This window comes from Clostridium sp. CTA-17 (assembly GCF_054767895.1).
Genome location: NZ_BAAABF010000005.1, coordinates 135735 through 160421 on the forward strand (window position 1 = coordinate 135735; position 24687 = coordinate 160421).

Below are 24687 nucleotides of genomic sequence, written 5' to 3' on the forward strand. Positions count from 1 at the left end.
GTTATGATACACATAGAAAAATGGAGTATTTAAGAGGAAATGTGATTAAATTATTAAGAAACTTGCAATAATTTGTTAAGAAGAAGTTTGATTACAAGTAAAAATGTATTTATAATTAAAAATGTGTTAACGAAATAATAAGTTTAATGATAAATTCATATAAATTGATAATTTGAATGAGGTCATAATTAAAAGAGGGGGATCAATATAAAATGGCAGAGGCAATTAAATCTACTGATTTTGAGGTAGAAAAAGGCAATGGACGATTAAAGCATCCAGCAGGACTATACCTTTTATTCTTCACAGAAATGTGGGAAAGATTTAGTTACTATGGAATGAGAGCGTTATTAATGCTTTATTTAACAGCATCATTTGTTACTGGTGGATTAGGATATGATGTATCTAGTGCCGCTAGAATATATGGAGCTTATACTTTTTTAGTTTACTTTACACCAATAATTGGTGGAGAAATAGCAGATAAGTTTTTAGGACAGAAAAAATCAATTATGCTTGGGGCAGCAGTAATGATTTTAGGTAACTTAACTTTATTTGGATGGCAAACTAGATGGGCTTTATACTTAGGATTAGGGTTCATAATAGTAGGAAATGCTTTCTTTAAACCAAATATATCAACAATAGTTGGTCAGTTATATGAAGATGGTGACAAGAGAAAAGATTCAGCTTTCACAATATTCTACATGGGAATAAACTTAGGATCTTTAATAGCACCAATAATATGTGGATTATTAGCAGAAAACTTTTTTGCTACAAAATCAGGAGAAGTAATACTTCACTATGGATTTAGATACGGATTCTTAGCAGCAGGTATAGGTATAATCTTAGGAGAAATTATCTTTATAACTTTATCTCCAAAATACTTAGCACATGTTGGTGAAATAAAAAGAGAAAAAAATAAAAAAGACGTTGCAAAAGAAAAGAAACCTTTAACTAAGCAAGAGAAGAAGAGAGTTGCAGTTATATTAATACTTGCATCATTCGTTGTATTCTTCTGGGCAGGATTTGAACAAGCAGGTACTACTTTAACATTATTTGCTGAAAATGCAACTAATAGAAGTTTATTTGGATGGACAGTACCAGTAGCATTCTTCCAATCTATAAACCCATTATTTATACTAATATTAGCACCGTTATTCTCAAAATTATGGTTTACACTTGCTAATAGTAAAAGAGGGGATTTATCAATCCCAACTAAAATGGCTATGGGTATGATAGTTTTAGGATGTGGATTCTTATTAATGGTTTTCGCAACTATGTCATTAGGTGGAAATGTTGAAAATCCAGCAGTTAAAGCTAGTATGTTCTGGTTAGTAGGAACTTACTTATTTAACACAATGGGAGAACTTTGTTTATCACCAATAGGACTTTCAATGGTAAGTTCATTAGCACCAGCTAAATACGCTTCATTATTAATGGGTGTATGGCTTGCTAGTAACGGAGTAGCAAACTACTTATCAGGATTCATAGCATCATTTGTTGAAAAACTAGGAGCTTTAGAACTATTTGGTTCAATAGCTGGAGTAAGTATAGTATTAGGTTTAGTACTATTACTATTAAGCAAAAAGATTACAGCTATGATGGAATAAAATGATATTAAAATTAAATCTCTTTAAGAAGATTTGATTAATTAAATTAGGATATTTAAGTTTTATATAAGAAAAGACACATTAATAAAATAATGTGTCTTTTTTGTATTTTAAAAAAATTTTATTTTAGTTAAGGGTAAGTATTTTTTAAACTCTAAAATATTCTTCATCTAAGTATAAAAGCATTTCTTCAGTTATAGGAACTGGCAATCCAGCATAGTCTGAAAATCTTTGAATAGCATCTTCTTGTTCCTCTTTTTTTAGTTCATGATGACGTTTTATTTTTTTACCAGCTTTCTTTTCAAGGTCTTTCCACTCTTTATAAACTTTTACTAAATCTTCTTTTAACTTATTATCGCTCATGAAAAACATCTCCTTAAATAAATGTATTATTATAATATTCTTCTAATTCAAGTATTTCTTTTTCTGTCAATGGTGTATCAATTTTGGCAAAGTCAGAAAATTTTTTTGCTATCAGTTTTTGTTGCTCTTTTTCTAACTTTTTAAAATCATGATTTAATTTTAATTTTTCAAAAAAGCTTTTTTCAGAAACTCTCCATTTACTATAGAGATCTAATAGTTCTTTCTTTATTTTTTCCTCTCCCATAAAATTCAACTCCTTATAAATTTTATAAATATATTATATAATAAAAAAATAAATTTTAAAATATTGTAAACAAAGAAAGGTTTTTGTTTATAAAAAGTATAAAATTTAATTTAGTAAAAAAAATAATTCTGAGAAAAATTTGATTTGAAAGTATTTTTATCATATAAGTAATTACTTATATGATATATAAAGAAATAATTGTTTACTAATAGAATTTAGAGGCATAAAATTTTAATGAGGTGATATAAAATGGATACATTAAATGAGATCTTATCAAAAGAAATTGAAGAATTTAGAGAAAAAGGACATAAGTTTTTAAATAAAGAAATGACTGTTGGTGAATTTAAAAAGGCATCAGGAGGTATGGGAGCTTATGCACACCGTGGAGGAAAAGAATTCATGGTGAGATTAAGAGTTCCATCAGGAGTTGCTGGATTAAGCTTATTAAAGGAAGCATATAATTGGGCTGAAAAATATAACTTAGAAAAAATACACTTAACAACTCGTGAAGCAATACAATTACATGGAATATCAATAGATGCTGTATGCGACATAATGCAAGAAGGGTTAACTAAAGGAATATACACTAGAGGCGGTGGTGGAAACTTCCCAAGAAACGTAGCTTTAAATCCTTTATCAGGAGTTCAAATAGGAGAAACTTTTGACGTAACTCCTTATGCACTAGCATCTAATGCACATTATATGAGTAAAATATATACTTATAATTTACCAAGAAAAATTAAAACTGCATTTTCAAATACAGAAGAGGATTCAGCTCATTGTACAGTTACAGACTTAGGATTTTTAGCTGTTAACAATAATGGTAAGAGAGCTTTTAAACTTTACATAGGTGGTGGATTAGGAAGAAATCCAAGGAAATCAGTTGAATTTGATGAGTTAATAGATGAGAAGGACGTTTTATATTGTCTTGAAGCTATGACTAATTTATTCGTAGCTGAAGGAGATTATAAAAATCACGGAAAAGCTCGTATAAGATATATTGTTGAGAGAATGGGTGAAGAAGAGTTTAAAAACTGCTTTAGAAAACATTTAGAAGAAGTGAAAGCTAAAGGTGGATTAGACCTTAAGGTTGAAGATATAAAATATAATAAAAAAGGTGAAAAAACTAATATAAAACATGAAAGATTAATACCTCAAAAACAAGAAGGATTATATACTGTTTTATTCCATCCAGTTGGAGGACAATTAAGCTTAGATGTATTAAAAGAATTAATAGAAAAAATAGAGAAAATAGAAGAAGTAGAAGTAAGATTAGGTATGGATGAAAATCTGTATGTAAGAAACTTAAATGGAAAAGAAGCTGAAGCTATCTTAGAATTTACTCAAGGTAAAGGTGGAGAAACTTTAGCTCAAAGAAGTGTTTCTTGTATAGGTACACCAATATGCCAAATGGGAGTATTAGAAAGTCAAAAAACTTTAAGAGAATTTGTAGAATTATTAAAAGAAAATTCAATTAAAGAAGGAACATTACCAAGAGTTCGTTTCTCAGGATGTCCAAATTCTTGTGGTATGCATGAAATAGGAGATATAGGATTTGCTGGTAAGAAGAAAAAAGTTGGAGATGTTTTATCAAATGTATTTGAATTACATTTTGGTGGAAAATTAGGAATAGGTGAAACTCGTTTAGGTGATTACTATGGAGATATACTTCAAGATAAGGTTCCAGAGTTCTTAATTAAGGTTGCAAAGGCTGTAGAAGCTAAGAATTCAACTTTTGAAGAGTGGATTAAAGAGAATAGTGAAGAATTCAAAGCTATAGTTAAAGAATATACTGTATAGTTATTAATAAAATATTTACAAAATCCAAAAAAACTTAACAAATAAGTTTTTTTGGATTTTTTTGATTTTTACTTAAAATTACTTTCAATTGGCATATTTAAATACTTTTTAGTTTATTTTAATAAAATTAAAGTTTAGTAATACTAAGTATTTTACTTAGTTTTTGTTACCAAAGTATTAACGATGCCATTTGAAGATAGCTTAAAATAAGGGTTAGAAACAATTTTCTATAGAAAAAAATAAAATGGTGATATATAATAAATTCAAAATTTATATTTATGCAGTAAAATGAGTTGGTTAAAGAAAGGATTGATGTTAGGGTTGAAAGAAAAAATATGCCTTTATGGTTTTAATAATCTTACTAAGACATTAAGTTTTAATATTTATGATATTTGTTATGCAAAAACAGAAAGAGAAAAGGAAGATTACATAAAATATATAGACGAGCAGTATAATTCTGAACGTCTTACAAAGATTCTCTGTGATGTTACAGAAATGATAGGAGCTCATGTCCTAAATATTTCAAAACAAGATTATGAACCTCAGGGAGCTAGTGTAAATGTTCTTATAACAGAAGAGGCATTACCAGTAGCACTAATTGACCCATCATGTAATAAAGGAGAACTTTCATATTTGGAGCTTAGGGATAGTGTAGTTGGACATTTAGATAAGAGTCATCTTACAGTTCACACTTATCCAGAATTTCATCCAAATAACGATATAATTTCTTTTAGAGTGGATATAGATGTATCTACTTGTGGAAAAATATCTCCATTAAATGCTCTAGATTACTTAATTGGAAGTTTTGATTCAGATGTAATAACTATTGACTATAGAGTTAGAGGATTTACTAGAGATGTTGATGGCAGAAAGTGTTACATAGACCATGATATAAAATCTATTCAAGATTATATAGATGGAGAAACCCTAAAAAAATACGATGCTATGGATGTTAATGTTTATCAATCTAATATATTCCATACAAAAATGATGCTTAAGGATATAGCTTTAAATAATTATTTATTTAACTCTGATCCATATGAATTATCTCCGAATGATAGAAGAGAAATAAGAGATAGAATATCAAAAGAGATGATTGAAATATACGGTGGTGTAAATATTTATTAAGAAAAGGAGGGATTTCTGTGAAAAGACTTTCTCAAGAAAATGCTCCTATTTATGAAGCATTAAAATGGTACAAGAATCAAAGAATTGTTCCTTTTGATGTACCAGGTCATAAACAAGGAAGAGGAAATACAGAATTAAGAGAATTTTTAGGTGAAGATTGTGTTTCAGTAGATGTAAATTCAATGAAACCCTTAGATAATCTTTGTCATCCAACTTCTGTTATAAAGGATGCAGAAGAATTAGCTGCTGAGGCCTTTGGTGCTGATAAGGCATTTTTCATGGTTAATGGAACTACATCAGCTGTACAAGCCATGATAATGAGTGTTTGTAAAGACGGGGATAAGATTATAATGCCTAGGAATGTGCATAGGTCTGCTATAAATTCCTTAATAATAACAGGGGTAACTCCTGTTTATATAAATCCAGGAATTCATAGTAGGCTTGGAATTTCTCTAGGAATGGCAATGGAAGATATAAAAAAAGCTATTAAGGAAAATCCAGATGCTAAGGCTATCTTTGTTAATAACCCTACATACTATGGAATTTGCTCTAATTTAAGAGAAATAGTTAAGTTAGCTCATGAAAATAATATGTATGTCTTAGTTGATGAAGCTCATGGAACTCATTTTTATTTTGATAAGAGACTCCCAGTATCAGCTATGGAGGCAGGGGCAGATATGGCAGCAGTTAGCATACATAAAACAGGAGGATCATTAACTCAGAGTTCTATGTTACTTATGAAATGTAACAGAATTAAGCCAGATTATGTGAGAACAATAATAAACTTAACACAAACAACTAGTGGTTCTTATTTACTTTTATCTTCTTTAGATATTGCTAGAAGAAATTTAGCCTTAAATGGAGAAAAAATATTTGAAGAGGTTGTTGGAATAGCTGAATATGCAAGAGAAGAAATAAATAAGATAGGTGGTTATTACGCTTTCTCAAAAGAAATAAATAATGGTGATGATATTCATGATTTTGATGTAACTAAGCTTACTATAAACACTTTAGAAACTGGACTTGCTGGAATAGAAGTTTATGACATATTAAGAGATGATTATGGAATTCAAATAGAGCTTGGAGATGTGGCTAATATTCTTGCCATAATATCAGTTGGAGATACTAGATATAACATTGAGAGATTAGTTTCAGCTTTAAGTGAGATTAAGAGAATTCATGAAAAAGATAAAAAAGATATTTTTGACCACGAATATATAGATCCTATAGTTAAGGTTAAGCCAAAAGAGGCTTTTTATGCTGAAAAGAAGAAGGTTCTTTTAAGAGAAAGTGAAGGATTAATTTCTGGAGAATTTGTAATGTGTTATCCACCAGGAATTCCAATACTTGCCCCAGGAGAGCTTATAACTAAGGAGACTATAGACTATATTGAGTATTCTAAGAAAAAGGGAAGTTTAGTTACAGGCCCTGAAGATATGGAAATTGAATATATAAATGTTTTAGATTGTTAGGAGGATTTTTAATTATGGAATTATGGTACACAGAAGAACATACAGACAAGGTACGTTTTTCAATCAAAGTAGATGAACAACTTTATAGTGGAAAGAGCGATTTCCAAAGAATAGATGTTTTTAAATCTCAAGAGTTTGGAACTTTCTTCACATTAGATGGACTTATGATGGTAACAGAAAAGGATGAATTTATTTATCATGACATGATAGTTCATGTTCCAATGGCTACAAATCCTAATATAAAAAATGTACTAGTTATAGGAGCAGGAGATGGTGGAACTGTAAGAGAACTTACAAGATATGAAACTATAGAAAAAATAGACATGGTTGAAATTGATAAGTTAGTTGTTGATGTTTGTAGAGAATATTTACCTCAAACAGCTAATAAATTAGATGATCCTAGAGTAAGTTTATTCTTTGAAGATGGATTAAAATTTGTACGTTCAGTTGAAAATAAATATGATTTAATAATAGTTGATTCAACAGATCCATTTGGACCTGGAGAAGGTTTATTCACAAGAGAATTTTATGGAAATTGCTTTAAGGCCTTAAAAGAAGATGGAATACTTGTAAATCAACATGAAAGCCCATACTATGAAGAGTATGCAAGGGGGATGAAGAGAGCTCATAAGAGAATAAAAGAATGTTTCCCAGTATGTAGAGTTTATCAAGCTCATATACCAACTTATCCATCAGGACATTGGCTATTTGGTTTTGCATCAAAAAAATATGATCCATTAAATGCTGATATAGAAAAGTGGAATGATTTAGGATTAAAAACTAAATATTATAACACTGATTTGCATAAAGGATGTTTTGCATTACCTAATTATGTTAAGGAGATGCTAGAGAATGTTGATGAATAGAAATGTAAGCACTTTTATAGGGTGTGAAGCTGAATATGATGAATCAAGCATAGTTGTATTTGGAGCTCCTTTTGATTCAACAACTTCTTTTAGACCAGGTACTAGGTTTGCAAGCCAAGTGATGAGAGGAGAATCTTGGGGATTAGAAAGCTATAGTCCATATCAAGATTTAGATCTTTATGATTTTAATATTTTCGATGGAGGAGAAATAGAGCTTCCTTTCGGAAATTCAGAGGGAGCATTAGCTTTAATAGAGGATTTTTCAACTAAGGTTGTTGAAGATGGAAAAATACCAGCTATGATAGGTGGAGAGCATTTAGTAACTTTAGGGGCATTTAAAGGAGTATTTAAAAAATATCCTGATGTTCATGTAATTCACTTTGATGCTCATGCAGATTTAAGAGAAGATTATTTAGGTCAAAAACTATCTCATGCTACTGTTATACATAGAGTTTGGGATCTAGTAGGAGATAATAAAATATTCCAATTTGGAATACGTTCTGGTGAAAAAGAAGAATTTTTATGGGCAAAGGATCACGTTTATACAAATAAGTTTAATTGTGATACTTTAGATTATGCCTTAGAAAGGGTTAAAGGTAAACCTGTTTATGTAACGATAGACTTAGATGTTTTAGACCCATCTGTATTCCCAGGTACAGGAACACCAGAACCAGGTGGAATTCAGTTTAATGAGCTTCTAAATTCAATATTAAAACTTAGAGGGTTAAATATTGTTGGATTTGATATTAATGAATTATCACCACAGTATGACCCAACAGGAGCATCAACGGCTGTAGCTTGTAAAGTTTTAAGAGAGATGTTATTAGTAGCAAATAACAAATAGAATGAGTTTAAAGATAGATTAGCTTTAGATAAAAGTGGTATAGATTAAGAACTAGTTAAAATTAAAACTAGTTCTTAATCGATTCAGTGAAGAGAATATTTAGAGATTTTTAAAGTTAATTGAATTTAAAATTTATGCAAAATATATTTTTAGTTAAATTTAATTTAGAATTTTTAGAGAGTTAAATATAAAAAATAGAACTGTATCAAAAGCCAAGAAAAAATTCAGAAATTAGTAAGAGAGAGTATTTAGTAACTCTTTCAAAAATAGTTTTAGGAATTTTTTTAAGGTTAATTTGATACAGTTCTTTTGCGTATTTATCTAATAAAGTAAAGAATTAAAAGTGCTTGAATTGCTATTATTAAAGGAATACCTATAGTAAATTTTGCATGTTTTGTTTTATGACGAAAGACATGCATTCCCCATAATGCTCCAATTCCTCCTCCTATTATAGAAACGCCTATTAAGGTATCTTCACTTATTCTCCATTGATGTTTTTTAGCTTTTTGCTTATCTATATACATTAGAATTATTGCCACTAAATTTATTACAACTAAATAACCTACAAAAAGTTCTTTCAATAATTATCCCTCCTAATTTTTTTATTAGTATTTATTATATGTTTCTCAAATTAATTATAACTTATTTATGTGGGGAGTTATTATTAATTAATATATAAATATAAAATTTATGTATTATAAAGTATATTTTACACATTTTTAGTCATATTAGAGTTTATTTAAACGTATACATAATATGAGGTTAATTTTATTTTAAGGGAGGAGAGATAATGAAAAGTAAAAAGATTATTGCTACATTTGTTGCAAGTTTATTTATTTCTAATATGGGAGGATATTTAGTAAAGGCTAATCCTAATGTAAATGATAAGCAAGTTGTTGTAGATAGTAGACAAGCTATTATTGAAACTGCTATTCCACAATCAGAAATGACAGCTAGTGCAACTTCGGAAGAGGGGCAAGATCCAGCTTCAAATGCTATTGATGGAAATACAAATACTATGTGGCATACAAAATGGAATGGGAGTGATGCACTTCCACAGAGCTTATCAGTAAACTTAGGAAGTTCTAGAAAAGTTAGTTCTATAGCTATTACACCAAGAACAAGTGGAAACAATGGATTTATAACTAAGTATGAAATTCATGCTATTAATAATGGAGTGGAAGCTTTAGTTGCAGAGGGAACCTGGGAAGAAAATAATTTAGTTAAAACTGTAACTTTTGATTCTCCTATTGATGCAGAAGAGATAAAAATAACTGCAATTCAAGGTGTTGGTGGATTTGCTTCAATAGCAGAGTTAAATGTTTATGAAATCAAAGGCGAAGTAGATGAAATTGCTAACTATGGAAACTTAAAAATAACTAAGGAGGAAGAAAGGGTAAATATAACTGGGGATTTAGAAAAATTCTCCTCACTAGAAGAAGGAACTATAGTCACTAGATTTAATATGAATGATACCTCAATTCAAAGTTTAATTGGTTTAAGTGATGGAAATAAAGCAAATAACTATTTTTCACTTTATGTAAGTGGGGGGAAAGTAGGATATGAGCTTAGAAGACAAGAAGGAAATGGAGATTTTAATGTACATCACAGTGCAGAGGTTACTTTCAATAAAGGAATAAATACTTTAGCTTTAAAAATAGAAAAGGGAGTAGGAGCTAAGATATTTTTAAATGGTTCTCTTGTTAAAACTGTATCAGATCCAAATATTAAATTTTTAAATGCAATAAATCTTAATAGTGGATTTATTGGTAAAACTGATAGAGCAAATGGGTACAATGAGTACTTATTTAGAGGAAATATAGATTTTATGAATATTTATGATAAACCAGTAAGTGATAATTATTTGTTAAGAAAAACAGGAGAAACTAAAGCACCATTAGAAGATAGTTTATTACCAGATGATGTTTATAAAACACAACCAGTAGAATTATTCTATCCTGGATATTTAGAATCAAGAGGATATAGAATTCCTGCTTTAGAAACAACTAAAAAAGGAACGGTTTTAGCTTCTATAGATGTTAGAAATAACGGAGATCATGATGCTCCTAATAATAACATAGATGTAGGTATAAGAAGAAAAGAAGTAAATGGAGAATGGGAAGAAGGAAAAGTAATATTAGATTATCCAGGTAAATCAGCAGCTATAGATACTTCTCTTATGTCAGCTACCATAGAAGAGAATGGAATTGAAAAAGAGAGAATATTTCTTATAGTAACTCATTTCCCAGAAGGTTATGGATTCCCTAATACAGAGGGTGGAAGTGGATATAAAGAAATTGATGGAAAATATTATTTTATATTAAAAGATGCTCAAAATAATGAATATACAGTTAGAGAAGATGGAATTGTTTATAATTCAGAAGGAAATGAAACTGATTATGTAATGAAAAATGATAAGACCCTTCTTCAAAATGGAGAAGAAGTAGGAAATGCTTTACTAAGTAATTCTCCACTTAAGGCTGTTGGAACAGCTCATATTGAAATGATTTATAGTGATGATGATGGTAAAACATGGAGTGAACCAGAGGATTTAAATCCAGGACTTAAGAAAGAATGGATGAAATTCTTTGGAACTGCACCAGGAAAGGGAATTCAAATAAAAAATGGAGAGCATAAAGGTAGATTAGTATTCCCAATATACTATACTAATCAAAATAATTTCCAATCAAGTGCTGTAATTTATAGTGATGACTTTGGTGAAACTTGGAATTTAGGAGAATCTCCAATAGATACAGCTTCTGTAAGCTCTGAAACAGTTTCTTCAGGAACACAGTTGACAGAGTGCCAAGTAGTTGAAATGCCAAATGGACAACTAAAATTATTTATGAGAAATACTGGTTCATATACAAGAATTGCAACTAGTTTTGATGGAGGAGCAACATGGCATGATGAAGTTCCAGAAGATACTTCTTTAAGAGAGCCTTATTGCCAATTAAGTGTTATAAATTATAGTGGAAAAATAAATGGTAAAGATGCAATTATATTCTCAAATCCAGATGCAAGTAGTAGAGTAAATGGAAGTGTTAAGGTTGGCTTAATAAATGAGAATGGAACTTATGACAATGGAGAACCAAGATATGAATTTGATTGGATTTATAATAAGACAGTTAAGCCAGGTTCATTTGCTTATTCTTGTTTAACAGAGTTACCAGATGGAAACCTAGGATTATTCTACGAGGGTGAAGGGGCAGGCAGAATGGCATATACTGAATTTGATTTAAATTACCTTAAGTTTAATGCTTCTGAAGATTCACCATCAGCTTCAGTTCAATCAATTGAAATTTTAGATGAAGATTTAACTTACAATCCTGGAGAGGAAATTTCAATAAAAGTAAACTTTAATCAATTAGTTAGTATCATAGGAGATAGAAAGATAACTTTAGATATAGGAGGAGTAGATGTACCATTAAATATGGTTAATTATGAAGGAAAAAGCTCAGCTATATTTAAAGGAACTATGCCAGAAGGGATTAATCCTGGAAGTTATGAAATAAAGCTTAAGGAAAATAATGCTTTAGAACTTAATACTGTTTATAATAAAGTTTCAACTTTGAATGGATTAGATAATACAGGAATTAATGTACAGATTGGTGAATTAAAAACAACTGTTGGAAATTCAACCCTAAAGGTTAATGATGAAGTTCAAGTTGGCTCAGCATTTGATGCTATATTAGGAATTGAGGGATTAAATGGAGATACAGAAGCTTATTCAGCAGAATATTTATTTGAATATAATGCAGAAGCATTTAAAGTAAATGAAATTACTTCATTTAATGATTCTTTATTTGTAAAGAGTAAAGAAGTTGAACCTGGAAAAGTCAGAATATTAGTAGCTTCTTTAGGAAGTGAAATAGAAAAAAATTCAGATCTAGTAAAAGTTAACTTAACTCCAAAGATTTCTTCTGAATTAGAAGTTTTAGGATTAACAACAGCTTTAGTAGGAGCTGGAGATGGAAATACTCATGAGTTAGAACTTTCAAGTAAGGAAGTTAAAATTAATGAAGAAGTTTCAGGAGAGATAGTAGTAAATCCAGTACAAAATTTTGAAATTCAAGAAATAAATAAGAAAAATGTTAAATTAACATGGAATGCTCCAATAACAATTGAGGGGTTAGAGGGATATGTAATATATAAAGATGGAAAGAAATTAATAGAAGTTCCAGTTGAATCTACAGAGTTTGTGGTTTCAAAATTAAATAGACATACTATTTACAATTTTAAAGTGGCAGCTAAATATTCAAATGGAGAACTTTCAGCTAAAGAAAGTAAGACTATTAGAACTGCTAGGTAATGAATAAATTTAAAATTAAATGTAAATAAGTAAAAAATAAGTAATATTATGTAATGTAAACGAATATAAATATTTATGTAGATTATTAAAGTATTTATATATTGCGTGTATATAAAAAATGAAATGTTTGGGGGAGAAATTTTATGAAGAAAAAATTATTAGGTATGTTATTAGCAGGAACATTAATGGTAGGAGCAGTTGGATCATATGCTTGGTTCTCAGATAGAGCAGAAGTTGATTCAGGAATTAAGTTAACAATGGGTACTTTAGATGTTGATGTAAAAGAACATACTGATGGATGGCAGATTGTTGATGAAACATCAGAAATAATAAATAAAAATGCAACTAAACATTTTAAAAATGTTAGACCAGGGGATAGTTTCCAAAGAGAATTTGTAATATCTAATTCAGGTACATTAAAGCAAAAAGTATCAGTTAAATTAAATCCAGAGATAGCTAGAAAAGTTGTTGCTACAATTGGTGACCAAGCTGTTCTTTTTGATGATTTGTTTAATTTAAAATTTGAATTAGCTGAGCTTGAATTACCAATGAAGAGCAATGCTGATGGAACTTTTGAATTTGAGTTAGATTCACTTTATACTGAAGCTGAAGATTCTGATAAAATTACAAGTGCTGCAGATTTAAAAGTTACTTTAGAAGTAGATAAAGAGGCTATGGATAATAGATTTAACCATGATGGAAATAAGTTTGTTGAAATATTTGATTTCCTAAAGGATAAATCAGTTCCATTAGTAGTTGTTGAAGCAGAACAAGTTAATAAATAATATTAATTTAAAATAAAAAAACAGAGTCAAAAGACTCTGTTTTTTTATTTTGTAATTAAAGTTTAAGGATTTTAAAAGTTTATAATTAAAATATAATATATTTAAGTTAAAAAGATTACTTATAATTTGGTTTGAATTTTTTTAGTCTCAAAGCATTTAGTAACACTGATACTGAACTAAAGCTCATAGCAAAGGCACCTATCATTGGATTAAGTAATGGGCCTCCAAATATATGAAGAACTCCCATTGCTACTGGAATACCTAAAGTATTGTATCCAAATGCCCAGAATAAGTTTTCTTTTATATTTTTCATTGTTTGTCTGCTTAATTGAATAGCACCAACAACATGTAATATATCACCTTTCATTAGAACTATATCAGCAGATTCCATTGCTATATCAGTTCCAGAACCTATAGCCATTCCAATGTCAGCAATAGCTAAAGCAGGAGCATCATTTATTCCATCACCAACCATAGCGACTTTTTTGCCTTCATCTTGAAGAGTTTTAATTTTTTCAGCCTTTTCTTGAGGAAGAACCTCAGCAATAACTCTATCTACACCTACTTCTTTTGCAATAGCATTAGCTGTTTTTAGGTTATCTCCTGTTAACATTACTACTTCAAGTCCCATTTTTTGTAGAGTTTCTATAGCTTTTTTACTTGTTTCTTTAACTGTATCAGCAACAGCTATTATACCAGCTATTTTTTCATCAATAGCAATAAACATAGGAGTTTTTCCTTTTAAAGCTAATTCTTCAGAAGTTGCTAATAAATTTTTAAGATTTATATTTTTATCTTTCATAAGTTTATAGTTACCTAATAAAATTCTTTTATCTTCAATAGAACATTGAATTCCCTTACCAGGTATTGCTTCAAAATTTGAAACAGTTTTTAGAGTAAGATTTTTTTCTTCAGCATCTCTAACAATAGATTCTCCAAGAGGATGTTCTGAACCTTTTTCAGCTGAGGCAGCTAATGCAAGTAGTTCATCTTTTGAAAGATTTTCACAAATAATATCTGTAACCCTAGGTTTTCCTTCAGTTATAGTTCCTGTTTTATCGAATACAACAGTATTTAAATTTTGTGTGCTTTCTAAAGCTTCACCACTTTTAATAAGTATTCCGTTTTCAGCCCCTTTACCTGTACCAACCATAATAGCTGTTGGGGTAGCTAGGCCTAAAGCACATGGACAAGCAATTACTAATACAGATATAAAGATTGTAAGTGCAAAAGTTTTACTTTCACCAGAGAAATACCAAGCTAAACTTGCAACTACTGCTAAAGATATTACTATAGGTACAAAATAACCTGAAATAGTATCAGCTAATTTTGCAATTGGAGCTTTTGATCCTTGAGCATCTTCTACCAACTTAACTATTTGAGAAATTACAGTATCCTTACCAACCTTTGTAGCTTCATAAATTATTCTTCCATTTTTATTTATACTAGCTCCAAATACAGTATCACCTATATTTTTTTCGGAAGGAATACTTTCTCCAGTTAGCATACTTTCATCAATTGATGTATATCCTTCTACAACTTTACCGTCTACAGGCAATTTCTCACCTGGCTTAACAAGTATTAAATCACCAACTTGAACTTCATCAATAGATACAATTTTTTCTTTTCCATCTACAAGTAGAGTAGCTGTTTTAGGGGCTAATCCCATAAGTTTTTTTATTGCATCAGAAGTTTTACCTTTAGTTAAAGTTTCTAGGTATTTACCTAAACTTATTAATGTAAGTATTGTTCCAGCAGATTCAAAATATAACTGCATAGCATAGTTACTATCACCCATATAAATATGATATATTGCAAATAATCCATAAACATATGCAGCACCAGCTCCTATAGCTATTAAGGAATCCATATTAGGGCTTCTCATAAATAAGTTCTTAAAACCATGTATAAAGAAATCTCTACATATGAATATAACCACAGTTGTAAGAATTAATTGAATAAGCGCAAAGTTTAAGGGATTATGCATTGGATCTATTATATTAGGTAAATGAAGACCAATCATATGTCCCATTGAGATTATGAATAATGGAATAGTGAATATTGCTGAACCAATAAGTCTATTTTTCATTTTTTTAGTTTCATCCTCTTTTGCTTTTTGATGTTCATCTTCTTGAGATGCATCTAAAAGTTTATATCCTAATTTTTCTACCTTTGCTTTTATATCATTAGTAGAAAGTTTATCTTTATCGAAAGAAATATTAAGAGTAGAATTTGCAAAGTTAACATTAGAACTTTCAACACCATCCATTTTGCTTGTTACTTTTTCAATTCTAGCTGCACAGGCTGAACAAGTCATACCTTCTACCTTAAATGAAGTAGATTGATTGTTTCCTTTTAGTTCAAAGCCTAGTTTCTTTATTTTTTCTTCTATTTCTTTAAAGGAAATTTTATTTTCATCAAACTCTAAATTTAATTTTTCAGTTGCTAAATTAATATTAGCTTTTGATATACCATCCATTTTACCTAGAACTTTTTCGATTCTAGCAGCACAAGCGGCACAACTCATACCCTTTATTTTAAGTGATTTATTTATCATAAAAATTATAGCTGCCATATTCCCTTGTTATAAAGAAAGGAATAACAGTTTTCCTCCTTTTAAATTTTTACCTCCCCTAGGGGGTGGTTGTGATTCAAATATACTCTTTGATTTTTCTTTTGTCAATAATAAAGTGATAAGTGTTATCAATGAAATTTAAGTTTTATGGTAAGTATTTTTAATAATATAAACTTATTTTGGCTAAAAAATAAAAACTTATTTAAAATTAGATAATTATTAATAAAAAACTAAAAAAATCACAAGATAAGAAAAAGAAGTTAATTTAGAAAAATTAAATGAGGTGAGTATATGAAAAAGTTACTTTATATTACAGTAAACTCAAAGCCAGAGAAGCTTTCATCAAGTAAGACTATTGGAAGAGCTTTTATAAATAGGTTTGTGGAGTTAAATCCAGAGTTTGAAATAGAGGAAGTTGACTTATACAAAGATTTTATTCCTAGATTAGAGCATAAGCATTTTTCAGGAAGAAGTTCTGTGGTAGATTGTGAGACTGCTAGTATAGATGCCAAGACAAAGGAAGAAGTAAAAAGAATAATAGAGTTAAGTGAGCAATTTAAAAGTGCAGATTTATACGTAATAGCAGCCCCTTTATGGACATTATCTTTCCCAGCACCATTGAAGGAATATATAGATTGTGTTGTTCAAAATAAAATAACAATTAAAGTAACACCAGAAGAAGTTAAAGGATTGTTAGATGATAAACAGAGAGAAATGGTGTACATACAATCTTCAGGTGGAGAAATTCCTTGGCTTACTAGAGGAGTATTTAACAAAGGATTAAATTATATTGAAGATGTAATGAAATTTTTAGGAATAAAAAAATTCCACCCATTATTAGTGGATGGAACAGGTTTTAGTGTAGAGGAAAAATTTAAGGCTGAAGATAAGGCTGTTGAAAAAATAGATGATGTAATAAGAGATATACATTTTAGTAATAAAGGTTAAAATAAAAGTTTTATATTTAGTTAAGAGAATCTTATATAAAAATTAAATTTGGTTATATTTAAATATTGATTTTTAGGTTGATCAATAGAGTTAAGAGAATTTATCAAAGTAATTTATTAATAAAACTTAGAGTACATAAAATATTAATTGTAAGTTTTATTAATGAACTTTGATAAATTTTTTTACTTTAAATATTAGAAAAAATATTTTTAAGACAAGGTTTCTAAATTAAAAAGAGAACAAATGTTTGCATTTATTTCTTTTATATGTTATACTTAACTCTCAGCTTGTGGGTTTAAATGCTGAAACTAGAATATAGAAATAAATTATTTTTATAATGTAATAAAGTTTAGAGTTTATTCTCAGGTTTAAAAAGGTATAGAAGAGAGATAAAATATTTAAATTACAATATGGTAAATTGTAATTCACTTCGTAAAGAGGATTTTCACTTCAATAGGTAAAAAAATTATTTTATACTAATGTTTTAAAATTTCTAAAAACATGATAAATGGTATAAAAACATAACACCTAAAATATTCTTAATAAATCCAGTAAAAAATTTAAAAGTATATTATTAATTTAGGATAGTTTTACATCATAGGACTATTTATTTAAGATTTACAAAAAGGTAATACGTGAATGAAAAATTAATAATATGTATTTTCATGTATTATAACTAATTAAAGTTGATTTAGAATGATATTTGATTAGTTTAATTTTTGTTGAAAAAATAGAATATATTCATACTAGTTGTTAACTCAAAAGAGAAACTAGATGATTTTTAATACTTATAACTAAACCTGTGAATTAAAGGAAAAAAATAAAAATTTTGATATATAAATATTAAATTATGTCTATAATTTAAGTGAAAGTTGAATTCTCTATATAAGGAGAATTCATTTAAAATGTAAATTAAAAGGAGGATACAAATTTGTTAATATATAATATTTGTAATGAATTTAGTAAAAGTAAAAAGAATAAAAGAAGAACTAGTACAGATGTAAAGAATATTTTAAATGAGGCAAAAAATAAATAGATTTTATTATGTAGAGCACTGTTTTATATAATGGTGTTTTTTTATTATTTTAAATACTATTTTAAAAGCTTATTAATATAGTAATATAGCCATTAATAGAGACTAACATAGTATTTAGTATTTAATAAATTATATGAAATAAATTTTAGGTTAAACAAATTAAAATTTGAATTTAACTTAAAATCGTGTTACAATGAACTAACAACTTTTTTAAACAATAAAAGTTGTCAGAAGAAAAGGGGGATTTTTATGATAGAAATAAAAAATGTATCTAAACAAATAGGGGACAGAAAGATACTAGATAATATTTCTTTAACTATTGATAAAGGAAGTCTAGTTGTTTTAATAGGTTCTAGTGGATGCGGTAAAACAACTACTTTAAAACTTATAAATAAGTTAATAACACCTACTTCTGGTGAAATATTTATAAATGGGAAATCTTTAGCTCAAGAAAACCCTATTGAATTAAGAAGAAATATTGGATACGTAATTCAGAATAATGGATTGTTTCCACATTTAACAATAAAGGAAAATATAGAGCTTATTCCAAGACTAAAAAAGGGCAAAGATGTTGAAAAAATAGAGCAGACAACTTTATATCTTTTAAATATGGTTGGATTGGATCCTGAAATTTATTTAAATAAGTATCCATCAGAGCTTAGTGGAGGACAGCAACAGAGAGTAGGTTTTGCAAGAGCCTTTGCTACAGATGCTGAGATAATTTTAATGGATGAGCCTTTTAGTGCTTTAGATCCAATAACGCGTACTTCACTTCAAGAAGAGCTTTTTACTATTCAAGAGGAGCTTAAAAAGACAATTATTTTTGTTACCCATGATATGGATGAAGCTTTAAAGATAGCAGATAAAATATGCATAATGAATGGAGGAAAAATAGCTCAATATGATACTCCAGAAAATATACTTAGAAATCCAGCAAATGATTTTGTTAGAGATTTTATAGGATCAGATAGGGTTTGGAATAATCCTGATTTTATAAAGGCAAAGGATATAATGATAAAAAATCCTGTATCTGTTAAAGGTGCTAGAACCATATTACAAGGAATCGAAATAATGAGAAGTAATAAGGTTGATAGTTTATTAGTTATTGATAAAGAAAATGTACTTAAAGGTATTGTTACTTTTAAAGATATAAAGATTACAAATGGAAAATCAAGAGCACTTTCAGAAATTATGAGTGAAAATCCACTAAGAGTTAATGAAGATGACAGTTTAGTTGATATTTTAACTGTAATGAATGAAAATTCAGTAGGATTTATACCTGTTGTTAACTCAGAAGAAAAATTAGTAGGGCTTATAACAAGAAGTAGTTTACTTTCAATATTAAGCGACCAATTCTTAGACATGGAGGTGAATATATTTGAATAATTTATTACAATATGTAATTTCACAGAAAACACAAATATTAGATTTATTAGTTCAACATATATATTTAACAATTACGGCTATAGGAATAGCTATATTAATAGGAGTTCCTTTAGGAATTCTTGTTTCAAGGGTCAAATTTTTAAGAAAGCCTATACTAGGATTTGTAAACTTAGTACAAGCTGTGCCTTCTATGGCTTTACTAGGATTGCTTATTCCCATATTAGGAATAGGAAGTACACCTGCAATCTTCATGGTTGTAGTATATTCATTGCTTCCAATAGTTAAAAACACTTATACAGGAATTTCTGGCATAGACCCTGTAGTATTAGAATCTGCTAAGGGAATTGGACTTACTAAGAACCAAAGTTTATTTAAGATACAATTACCATTAGCATTGCCAATAATAATGTCTGGTATAAGAATATCAGCAGTTACAGCTGTAGGGCTTATGACTTTAGCTGCCTTTATTGGTGCCGGTGGACTTGGATACTTAGTATTCTCAGGAGTTCAAACGGTAAATAATAATATGATTTTAGCAGGAGCTATACCAGCTTGTATTTTAGCCTTAATAGTTGACTTTATTTTTGGGAAAATAGAGGTAGCTGTTACACCAAAGGGATTAAGTAATGATAATAAAAAGAAAAATACTTTTGTTCTTAAAGTAATAAGTGTAATAATGATAATAGCCATTTTATTTATGGGAATTTCATCATTCATATCAGGTAAAAAAGATAAAGTGGTTATTGGATCAAAAAACTTTACTGAACAACTTATTTTAGGAAATATGTATGCAGATTTAGTTCAGGATAAAACAGATTTACAAGTTGAAAAAAAGCTAAATCTAGGAGGAACATCAGTTGCCTTTGGAGCCCTTGAAAAAGGTGATGTTGACATGTATGTTGATTATACTGGAACATTACTTGTTAATGTTATGAAAGAAAATAATATTGATAATAGTGTAGATTATTATAATAGCATAAAAGAAAATATGAACAAGGAACATGGGTTAACAGTAATGGAACCCCTAGGTTTTAATAATACTTATAATATAGCTATATCAAAAGAATTAGCTGATAAGTATAAGATAAATACCATATCAGATTTATCAAAGTACAGTAATGAATTTGTATTATCTCCAACTATTGAGTTCCAAAATAGACAAGATGGTTTAGTAGGATTAAAGAATTACTATGGCATGGATTTTAAAAATGTTAAATCTTTAGATGGAAGTCTTAGATACTCAGCACTATCAAATGGGGAATCACAGGCTATAGATGCATTCTCAACAGATGGACTTCTTAAAAAGTTTGATTTAAAAACTTTAGAAGATGATAAGAAATTCTTTGTAAATTATAGTGCAGTACCTATAGTTAACAATAAGACATTAGAAAAATATCCAGAATTAAAGGATGTTTTAAACTCTTTAAGTGGTAAAATCAATGAAGAAAAAATGATTGACTTAAACTATGAAGTAGATGTATTAGGTAAATCACCTGAAGAGGTTGCTAAAGCTTTCTTAATTAGAGAAGGTTTAATAGAACAATAGTGAGTATTTATTATATGTTAAATAAAAATTATAAGAAGCATATTAGGATTTATATAAGTCTTAATATGCTTTTTTTATTGCTTAATTTATAATTAGTATAGTTTTTAGTAAAGGTATGTTTAAAGAAAATTATTTTAGAAAGTTTTTTAAATAAAACCTAACTTAAAGAAAAAATAAAAAAAATTGAAACTTTCTAGCTACTTAAGAAGACTAATGTATGTAGACATCGATGTTAAAGTTTTTGCTAGGAGGGGAAAGATGGAAAAAACTATGAATATATCATATCTAGATATAGATAGAAAAAATAAATTAAATGAAATTAGATTAATAAAAGAATCAATGAAAGGAAATAAAGAATCCTTTGGAATCCTTATAAAAAACAATAAAGAATACTTATATAAAATGGCGTTTCTATATGTTAAAGATGAGCAAGATGCTCTTGAAGTTATACATGAAACCGTATATAGAGCCTTTTTAAATATTGAAAAATTAAAAAAAGCAAAGTTTTTTAACACATGGATTACAAGAATTTTAATAAATGTATCAATTGATTTTCTAAAGAAAAAAGGAAAAAATGAAATGTTGGATGAAAGTACACCGATAAGAAAAGAAAAATGTGAAATATCCACAGAGGAAAAGTTAGATTTATATAATGCAATAGATTTATTAAATGATAATTATAAAACAGTAATAATCATGATGTACTTTAATGATATGAAAATAAAAGATATCTCAAGGGTTATGGAAATTCCAGAAAACACAGTTAAAACTTATTTAAGAAGAGCAAAACAAGCTTTAGGTGAGGTTTTAAAGGAGGGCTATTTAAATGAATAAAAAAGATTTAGATAAGATAAATTTACCAAATAATTTAGATGATATTATAGATGAGGCAATAAGTATGGCTCATGAGGATAAAAAGAAAAATAAAATAAAAGGTAAAGGGTATAAGAAAGTATTTAAAAATATTGCAGCAGGACTTGCAATAATTACTGGAATTGGTGTTGGTACAACTACCTTGGCTTATGGAGTGACAGGCATAGGAAATGCATTTGAAAAAATGCAAAGTTTTATAGGGTTTAATGGTGACTATTCTAAGTATTCAAGAGCAGTTGGTAAAAGTATAAGCAATAATGGATTGAAAGTAACTATGTCAGAAATACTTTGCGATGGAAATGAGCTTTACGTGACATATATCCTAGAAAGTAAAGAACCATTTAAGTATTTAGGAAAAGAACAGATAGAAAGAATAAAAGATATAAACTCAAAGGACTATACTAATAAATGCAAAGAAGAGAGAATGATGTGTAAATCGCAAATATTAGATGAAGGTACAATTGCAAAAGTTAGTTTTACAGATGAAGAGTTGCATGACAATCATGTTTCAGGATTAGAAGGTAGATACTTAAATGACCATACTTTTATTGGAGTAGAAAGTTATGATTTAACTAATTTAAAAGAAGAAGTACCAGATGAGTTTGAATTTAGTGTTGATTATAGAAAATTTATTGGAATAGGAGATAAACCTGAATATTCAGAAATTGATGGGGATTGGAGTTTTAAGGTTCCTGTTAAAGTTGATAAATCATTAGTTAAGAAAATGAAAGTTAATGATATTAATAAGGATGGTATTGGAATTAAAGAAATAATATCAACTCCAATTAAATTAAAATTAGTTACTACTGGTTATGATACAGAAAAAAATGATTATTGGGTAAGAGTTTATGATGAAAAAGGAAATATATTAAGAACAGATAGTGGAGACGTAGTTTTTAAAGATGGAGAATATTTAACAGATATTGCCAAGGAAGGTGAAGATATTAAAAAAATAAAAGTTGAAATTTATAAACCATTTGTAGATGAAAATGGAAAAGATTATTTTCATGATCCTAGAGAAACTATATTATATTCTAAGGAAATAAATTTAGAATAAACAAGTCTTATAATATTAATTTATTAAGTTTAAAATAAAAAATATATTAACATAAAATAGTTTTATAAAGAGAAGTTAAATGAGAGTTTATAGTAATTTTCATTGACTTCTTTTTTATTTGCTATAGTTTTAAATTTTAAAGTTTAATTTCCTATTATAAATATTTTAGTAGCTTGTATATTAACTATTTTTAAACTAATAACCATATAGTTAAATATTTTATTATTTAATGATAAAAATAGTAAATAAAAACTTTTGAAAAGGATTAATGAAAAGGTTGACACAACATATACGTATATGTTAGTATAAAGCCATAAGATATACGTACAAGTTATGGAGGGAAAAAGATGAGTAAGTTTGAAAAAGATGCAAAGTTACTAACAGAGTACATAGGCGGAAAAGAAAACGTAGCTGCAGTTACTCACTGTGCTACAAGAATGAGATTCGTTTTAAATGATACAAGCAAAGCAGATGTTGAAAAAATAAAAGCTATTCCTTGTGTAAAAGGAACTTTTACTCAAGCAGGACAGTTTCAAGTAATAATTGGACCAGAAGTTGCAACTTTTTATAATGATTTTGTTGGACAGACTGGAGTATCTGGAGAAAGTAAGGAAGAAGTCAAGAAGGCTGCCAAGAAGAATATGAATATAGTTCAGAGAGCAGTTGCAGGCTTAGCAGAAATATTTGCTCCATTAATACCAGCTATCATAGTTGGAGGTCTTATATTAGGATTCCGTAATGTAATCGGAGATATGAAATTATTTGAAGATGGAACTAAGACTTTAGTTGAAATTTCTCAATTCTGGGCAGGAACACATAGTTTCTTATGGTTAATAGGGGAGGCAATATTCCACTTCTTACCTGTAGGAGTTGTTTGGTCAATTGCTAAGAAAATGGGAGCAGATCAAATGCTAGGAATAGTTATTGGTATAACTTTAGTATCTCCACAATTATTAAATGCATATAGTGCAGGTAATGGAGCCGCTGCTCCAGTTTGGGACTTTGGATTTGCTCAAGTTCCAATGATAGGATATCAAGCACAAGTTTTACCAGCAATCATGGTTGGATTCACTTTTGTTTACTTAGAAAGATTATTTAAGAAGATTACACCAGGACCTATACAAATGATAATAGTACCATTTTTCTCAGTAATTCCAACAGTATTATTAGCACACACTGTTTTAGGACCTATAGGTTGGAAAATAGGTAGCGTAATATCAGGAGCTATAGTGGCAGGCTTAACATCATCATTTGGATGGTTATTTGCAGGAATTTTTGGAATGATTTATGCACCATTAGTTATAACAGGATTACACCATACTTTATTACCAGTTGATTTACAACTTATAAGTGATATAGGTGGAACATTCTTATGGCCAATAATTGCATTATCAAATATAGCTCAAGCATCAGCAGTTTTAGCTATGATATATGTAAATAGAAAAAATGAAGATGAAAAACAAATATCAATACCAGCATGTATTTCAGGATATTTAGGGGTAACTGAACCTGCAATGTTTGGGGTTAACTTAAAATATCTATATCCATTCATAGCCTCTATGATTGGAGCAGGGGTTTCTGGTATGTTCTCAATGGCAATGGGATGTATGGCAAACTCAGTAGGAGTTGGTGGATTACCAGCGATCTTATCAATGCAATCATCTAGTATGTTAATGTATTTAGTTGCAATGGGAATAGCAATAGTTGTACCATTCATCTTAACAATAGTGTTCTCAAAGACAAAATTAGCTAACATGGCTTCAAAATAATATAAAAAGGTGGGGGGGACTCCACCTTTTGATTATATAGATTTTAGGTGAAATAATACATGAAATACTAGGTAAGATC

18 protein-coding genes are annotated in these 24687 nt (G+C 28.7%); 14 read left to right on the forward strand and 4 right to left on the reverse strand.

The features are described from left to right. Nucleotides 1-212: 212 nt before the first annotated feature. Nucleotides 213-1604: a peptide MFS transporter gene (locus ACYUCG_RS10260; RefSeq protein WP_060796694.1), complete on the forward strand. Its 1392-nt coding sequence runs from the start codon at nt 213-215 to the stop codon at nt 1602-1604. Between the two features lie 147 nt (nt 1605-1751). Here ACYUCG_RS10260 and ACYUCG_RS10265 read toward each other — a convergent pair whose 3' ends face one another. Then, nucleotides 1752-1967: a hypothetical protein gene (locus tag ACYUCG_RS10265; protein WP_060796695.1), complete on the reverse strand. Its 216-nt coding sequence runs from the start codon at nt 1965-1967 to the stop codon at nt 1752-1754. Nucleotides 1968-1980: 13 nt separating this feature from the next. Continuing rightward, the gene (locus tag ACYUCG_RS10270; RefSeq protein WP_060796696.1) at nt 1981-2211 is read right to left on the reverse strand and encodes a hypothetical protein; all 231 of its coding nucleotides are present in this window, start codon (nt 2209-2211) and stop codon (nt 1981-1983) included. 249 nt (nt 2212-2460) lie between these two features. Here ACYUCG_RS10270 and ACYUCG_RS10275 point away from each other — a divergent pair, with 249 nt between their 5' ends. From ACYUCG_RS10275 to speB, 5 genes are all read left to right on the forward strand, one after another. Next, nucleotides 2461-4011, forward strand: coding sequence for a nitrite/sulfite reductase (locus tag ACYUCG_RS10275; RefSeq protein ID WP_460268564.1), 1551 nt, complete (start codon nt 2461-2463; stop codon nt 4009-4011). Nucleotides 4012-4323: 312 nt separating this feature from the next. Continuing rightward, complete coding sequence (gene speD / locus ACYUCG_RS10280; RefSeq protein WP_060796698.1) at nt 4324-5139, forward strand: adenosylmethionine decarboxylase; 816 nt, start codon at nt 4324-4326, stop codon at nt 5137-5139. A gap of 17 nt (nt 5140-5156) precedes the next feature. Next, nucleotides 5157-6611: an aminotransferase class I/II-fold pyridoxal phosphate-dependent enzyme gene (locus tag ACYUCG_RS10285; RefSeq protein ID WP_460268565.1), complete on the forward strand. Its 1455-nt coding sequence runs from the start codon at nt 5157-5159 to the stop codon at nt 6609-6611. Between the two features lie 14 nt (nt 6612-6625). Further along, on the forward strand, nt 6626-7477 hold the full coding sequence (gene speE / locus ACYUCG_RS10290) for a polyamine aminopropyltransferase (protein WP_003449853.1): 852 nt from the start codon (nt 6626-6628) through the stop codon (nt 7475-7477). Further along, the gene (gene speB, locus ACYUCG_RS10295; protein WP_057257315.1) at nt 7464-8321 is read left to right on the forward strand and encodes an agmatinase; all 858 of its coding nucleotides are present in this window, start codon (nt 7464-7466) and stop codon (nt 8319-8321) included. The genes speE and speB overlap by 14 nt, the downstream gene beginning before the upstream one ends. A 317-nt stretch (nt 8322-8638) precedes the next feature. Here the strand turns inward: speB and ACYUCG_RS10300 are convergent, their stop codons facing one another. Beyond that, entirely contained in the window at nt 8639-8902 is a 264-nt protein-coding gene (locus ACYUCG_RS10300; protein ID WP_115649513.1) for a DUF1294 domain-containing protein, read from the reverse strand. A gap of 209 nt (nt 8903-9111) precedes the next feature. Here ACYUCG_RS10300 and nanJ point away from each other — a divergent pair, with 209 nt between their 5' ends. After that, entirely contained in the window at nt 9112-12633 is a 3522-nt protein-coding gene (gene nanJ, locus ACYUCG_RS10305; RefSeq protein ID WP_460268566.1) for an exo-alpha-sialidase NanJ, read from the forward strand. Between the two features lie 143 nt (nt 12634-12776). Then, a complete protein-coding gene (locus ACYUCG_RS10310; RefSeq protein WP_283684274.1) occupies nt 12777-13418 on the forward strand; it encodes a TasA family protein in 642 nt (213 codons plus the stop codon). A 115-nt stretch (nt 13419-13533) separates the two neighbouring features. On the opposite strand, the gene ACYUCG_RS10315 is transcribed toward ACYUCG_RS10310, so the two are convergent. Then, on the reverse strand, nt 13534-15975 hold the full coding sequence (locus ACYUCG_RS10315) for a heavy metal translocating P-type ATPase (protein ID WP_460268586.1): 2442 nt from the start codon (nt 15973-15975) through the stop codon (nt 13534-13536). A 309-nt stretch (nt 15976-16284) separates the two neighbouring features. Here ACYUCG_RS10315 and ACYUCG_RS10320 point away from each other — a divergent pair, with 309 nt between their 5' ends. From ACYUCG_RS10320 to treP, 6 genes are all read left to right on the forward strand, one after another. Then, nucleotides 16285-16941 carry an FMN-dependent NADH-azoreductase gene (locus ACYUCG_RS10320; RefSeq protein WP_460268567.1) on the forward strand — a complete coding sequence of 219 codons (657 nt, stop codon included), beginning with the start codon at nt 16285-16287 and terminating at the stop codon, nt 16939-16941. 1285 nt (nt 16942-18226) lie between these two features. Further along, nucleotides 18227-19363 carry a betaine/proline/choline family ABC transporter ATP-binding protein gene (locus tag ACYUCG_RS10325; RefSeq protein ID WP_460268568.1) on the forward strand — a complete coding sequence of 379 codons (1137 nt, stop codon included), beginning with the start codon at nt 18227-18229 and terminating at the stop codon, nt 19361-19363. Continuing rightward, complete coding sequence (locus ACYUCG_RS10330; RefSeq protein WP_460268569.1) at nt 19356-20909, forward strand: ABC transporter permease/substrate-binding protein; 1554 nt, start codon at nt 19356-19358, stop codon at nt 20907-20909. The genes ACYUCG_RS10325 and ACYUCG_RS10330 overlap by 8 nt, the downstream gene beginning before the upstream one ends. A 258-nt stretch (nt 20910-21167) precedes the next feature. Then, entirely contained in the window at nt 21168-21743 is a 576-nt protein-coding gene (locus ACYUCG_RS10335) for a sigma-70 family RNA polymerase sigma factor (protein WP_460268570.1), read from the forward strand. Continuing rightward, nucleotides 21736-22839, forward strand: coding sequence for a DUF4179 domain-containing protein (locus tag ACYUCG_RS10340; protein ID WP_460268571.1), 1104 nt, complete (start codon nt 21736-21738; stop codon nt 22837-22839). Before ACYUCG_RS10335 ends, ACYUCG_RS10340 begins: the two co-directional genes overlap by 8 nt. A 347-nt stretch (nt 22840-23186) precedes the next feature. Further along, complete coding sequence (treP, locus tag ACYUCG_RS10345) at nt 23187-24608, forward strand: PTS system trehalose-specific EIIBC component (RefSeq protein ID WP_460268572.1); 1422 nt, start codon at nt 23187-23189, stop codon at nt 24606-24608. Nucleotides 24609-24687 lie beyond the last annotated feature (79 nt).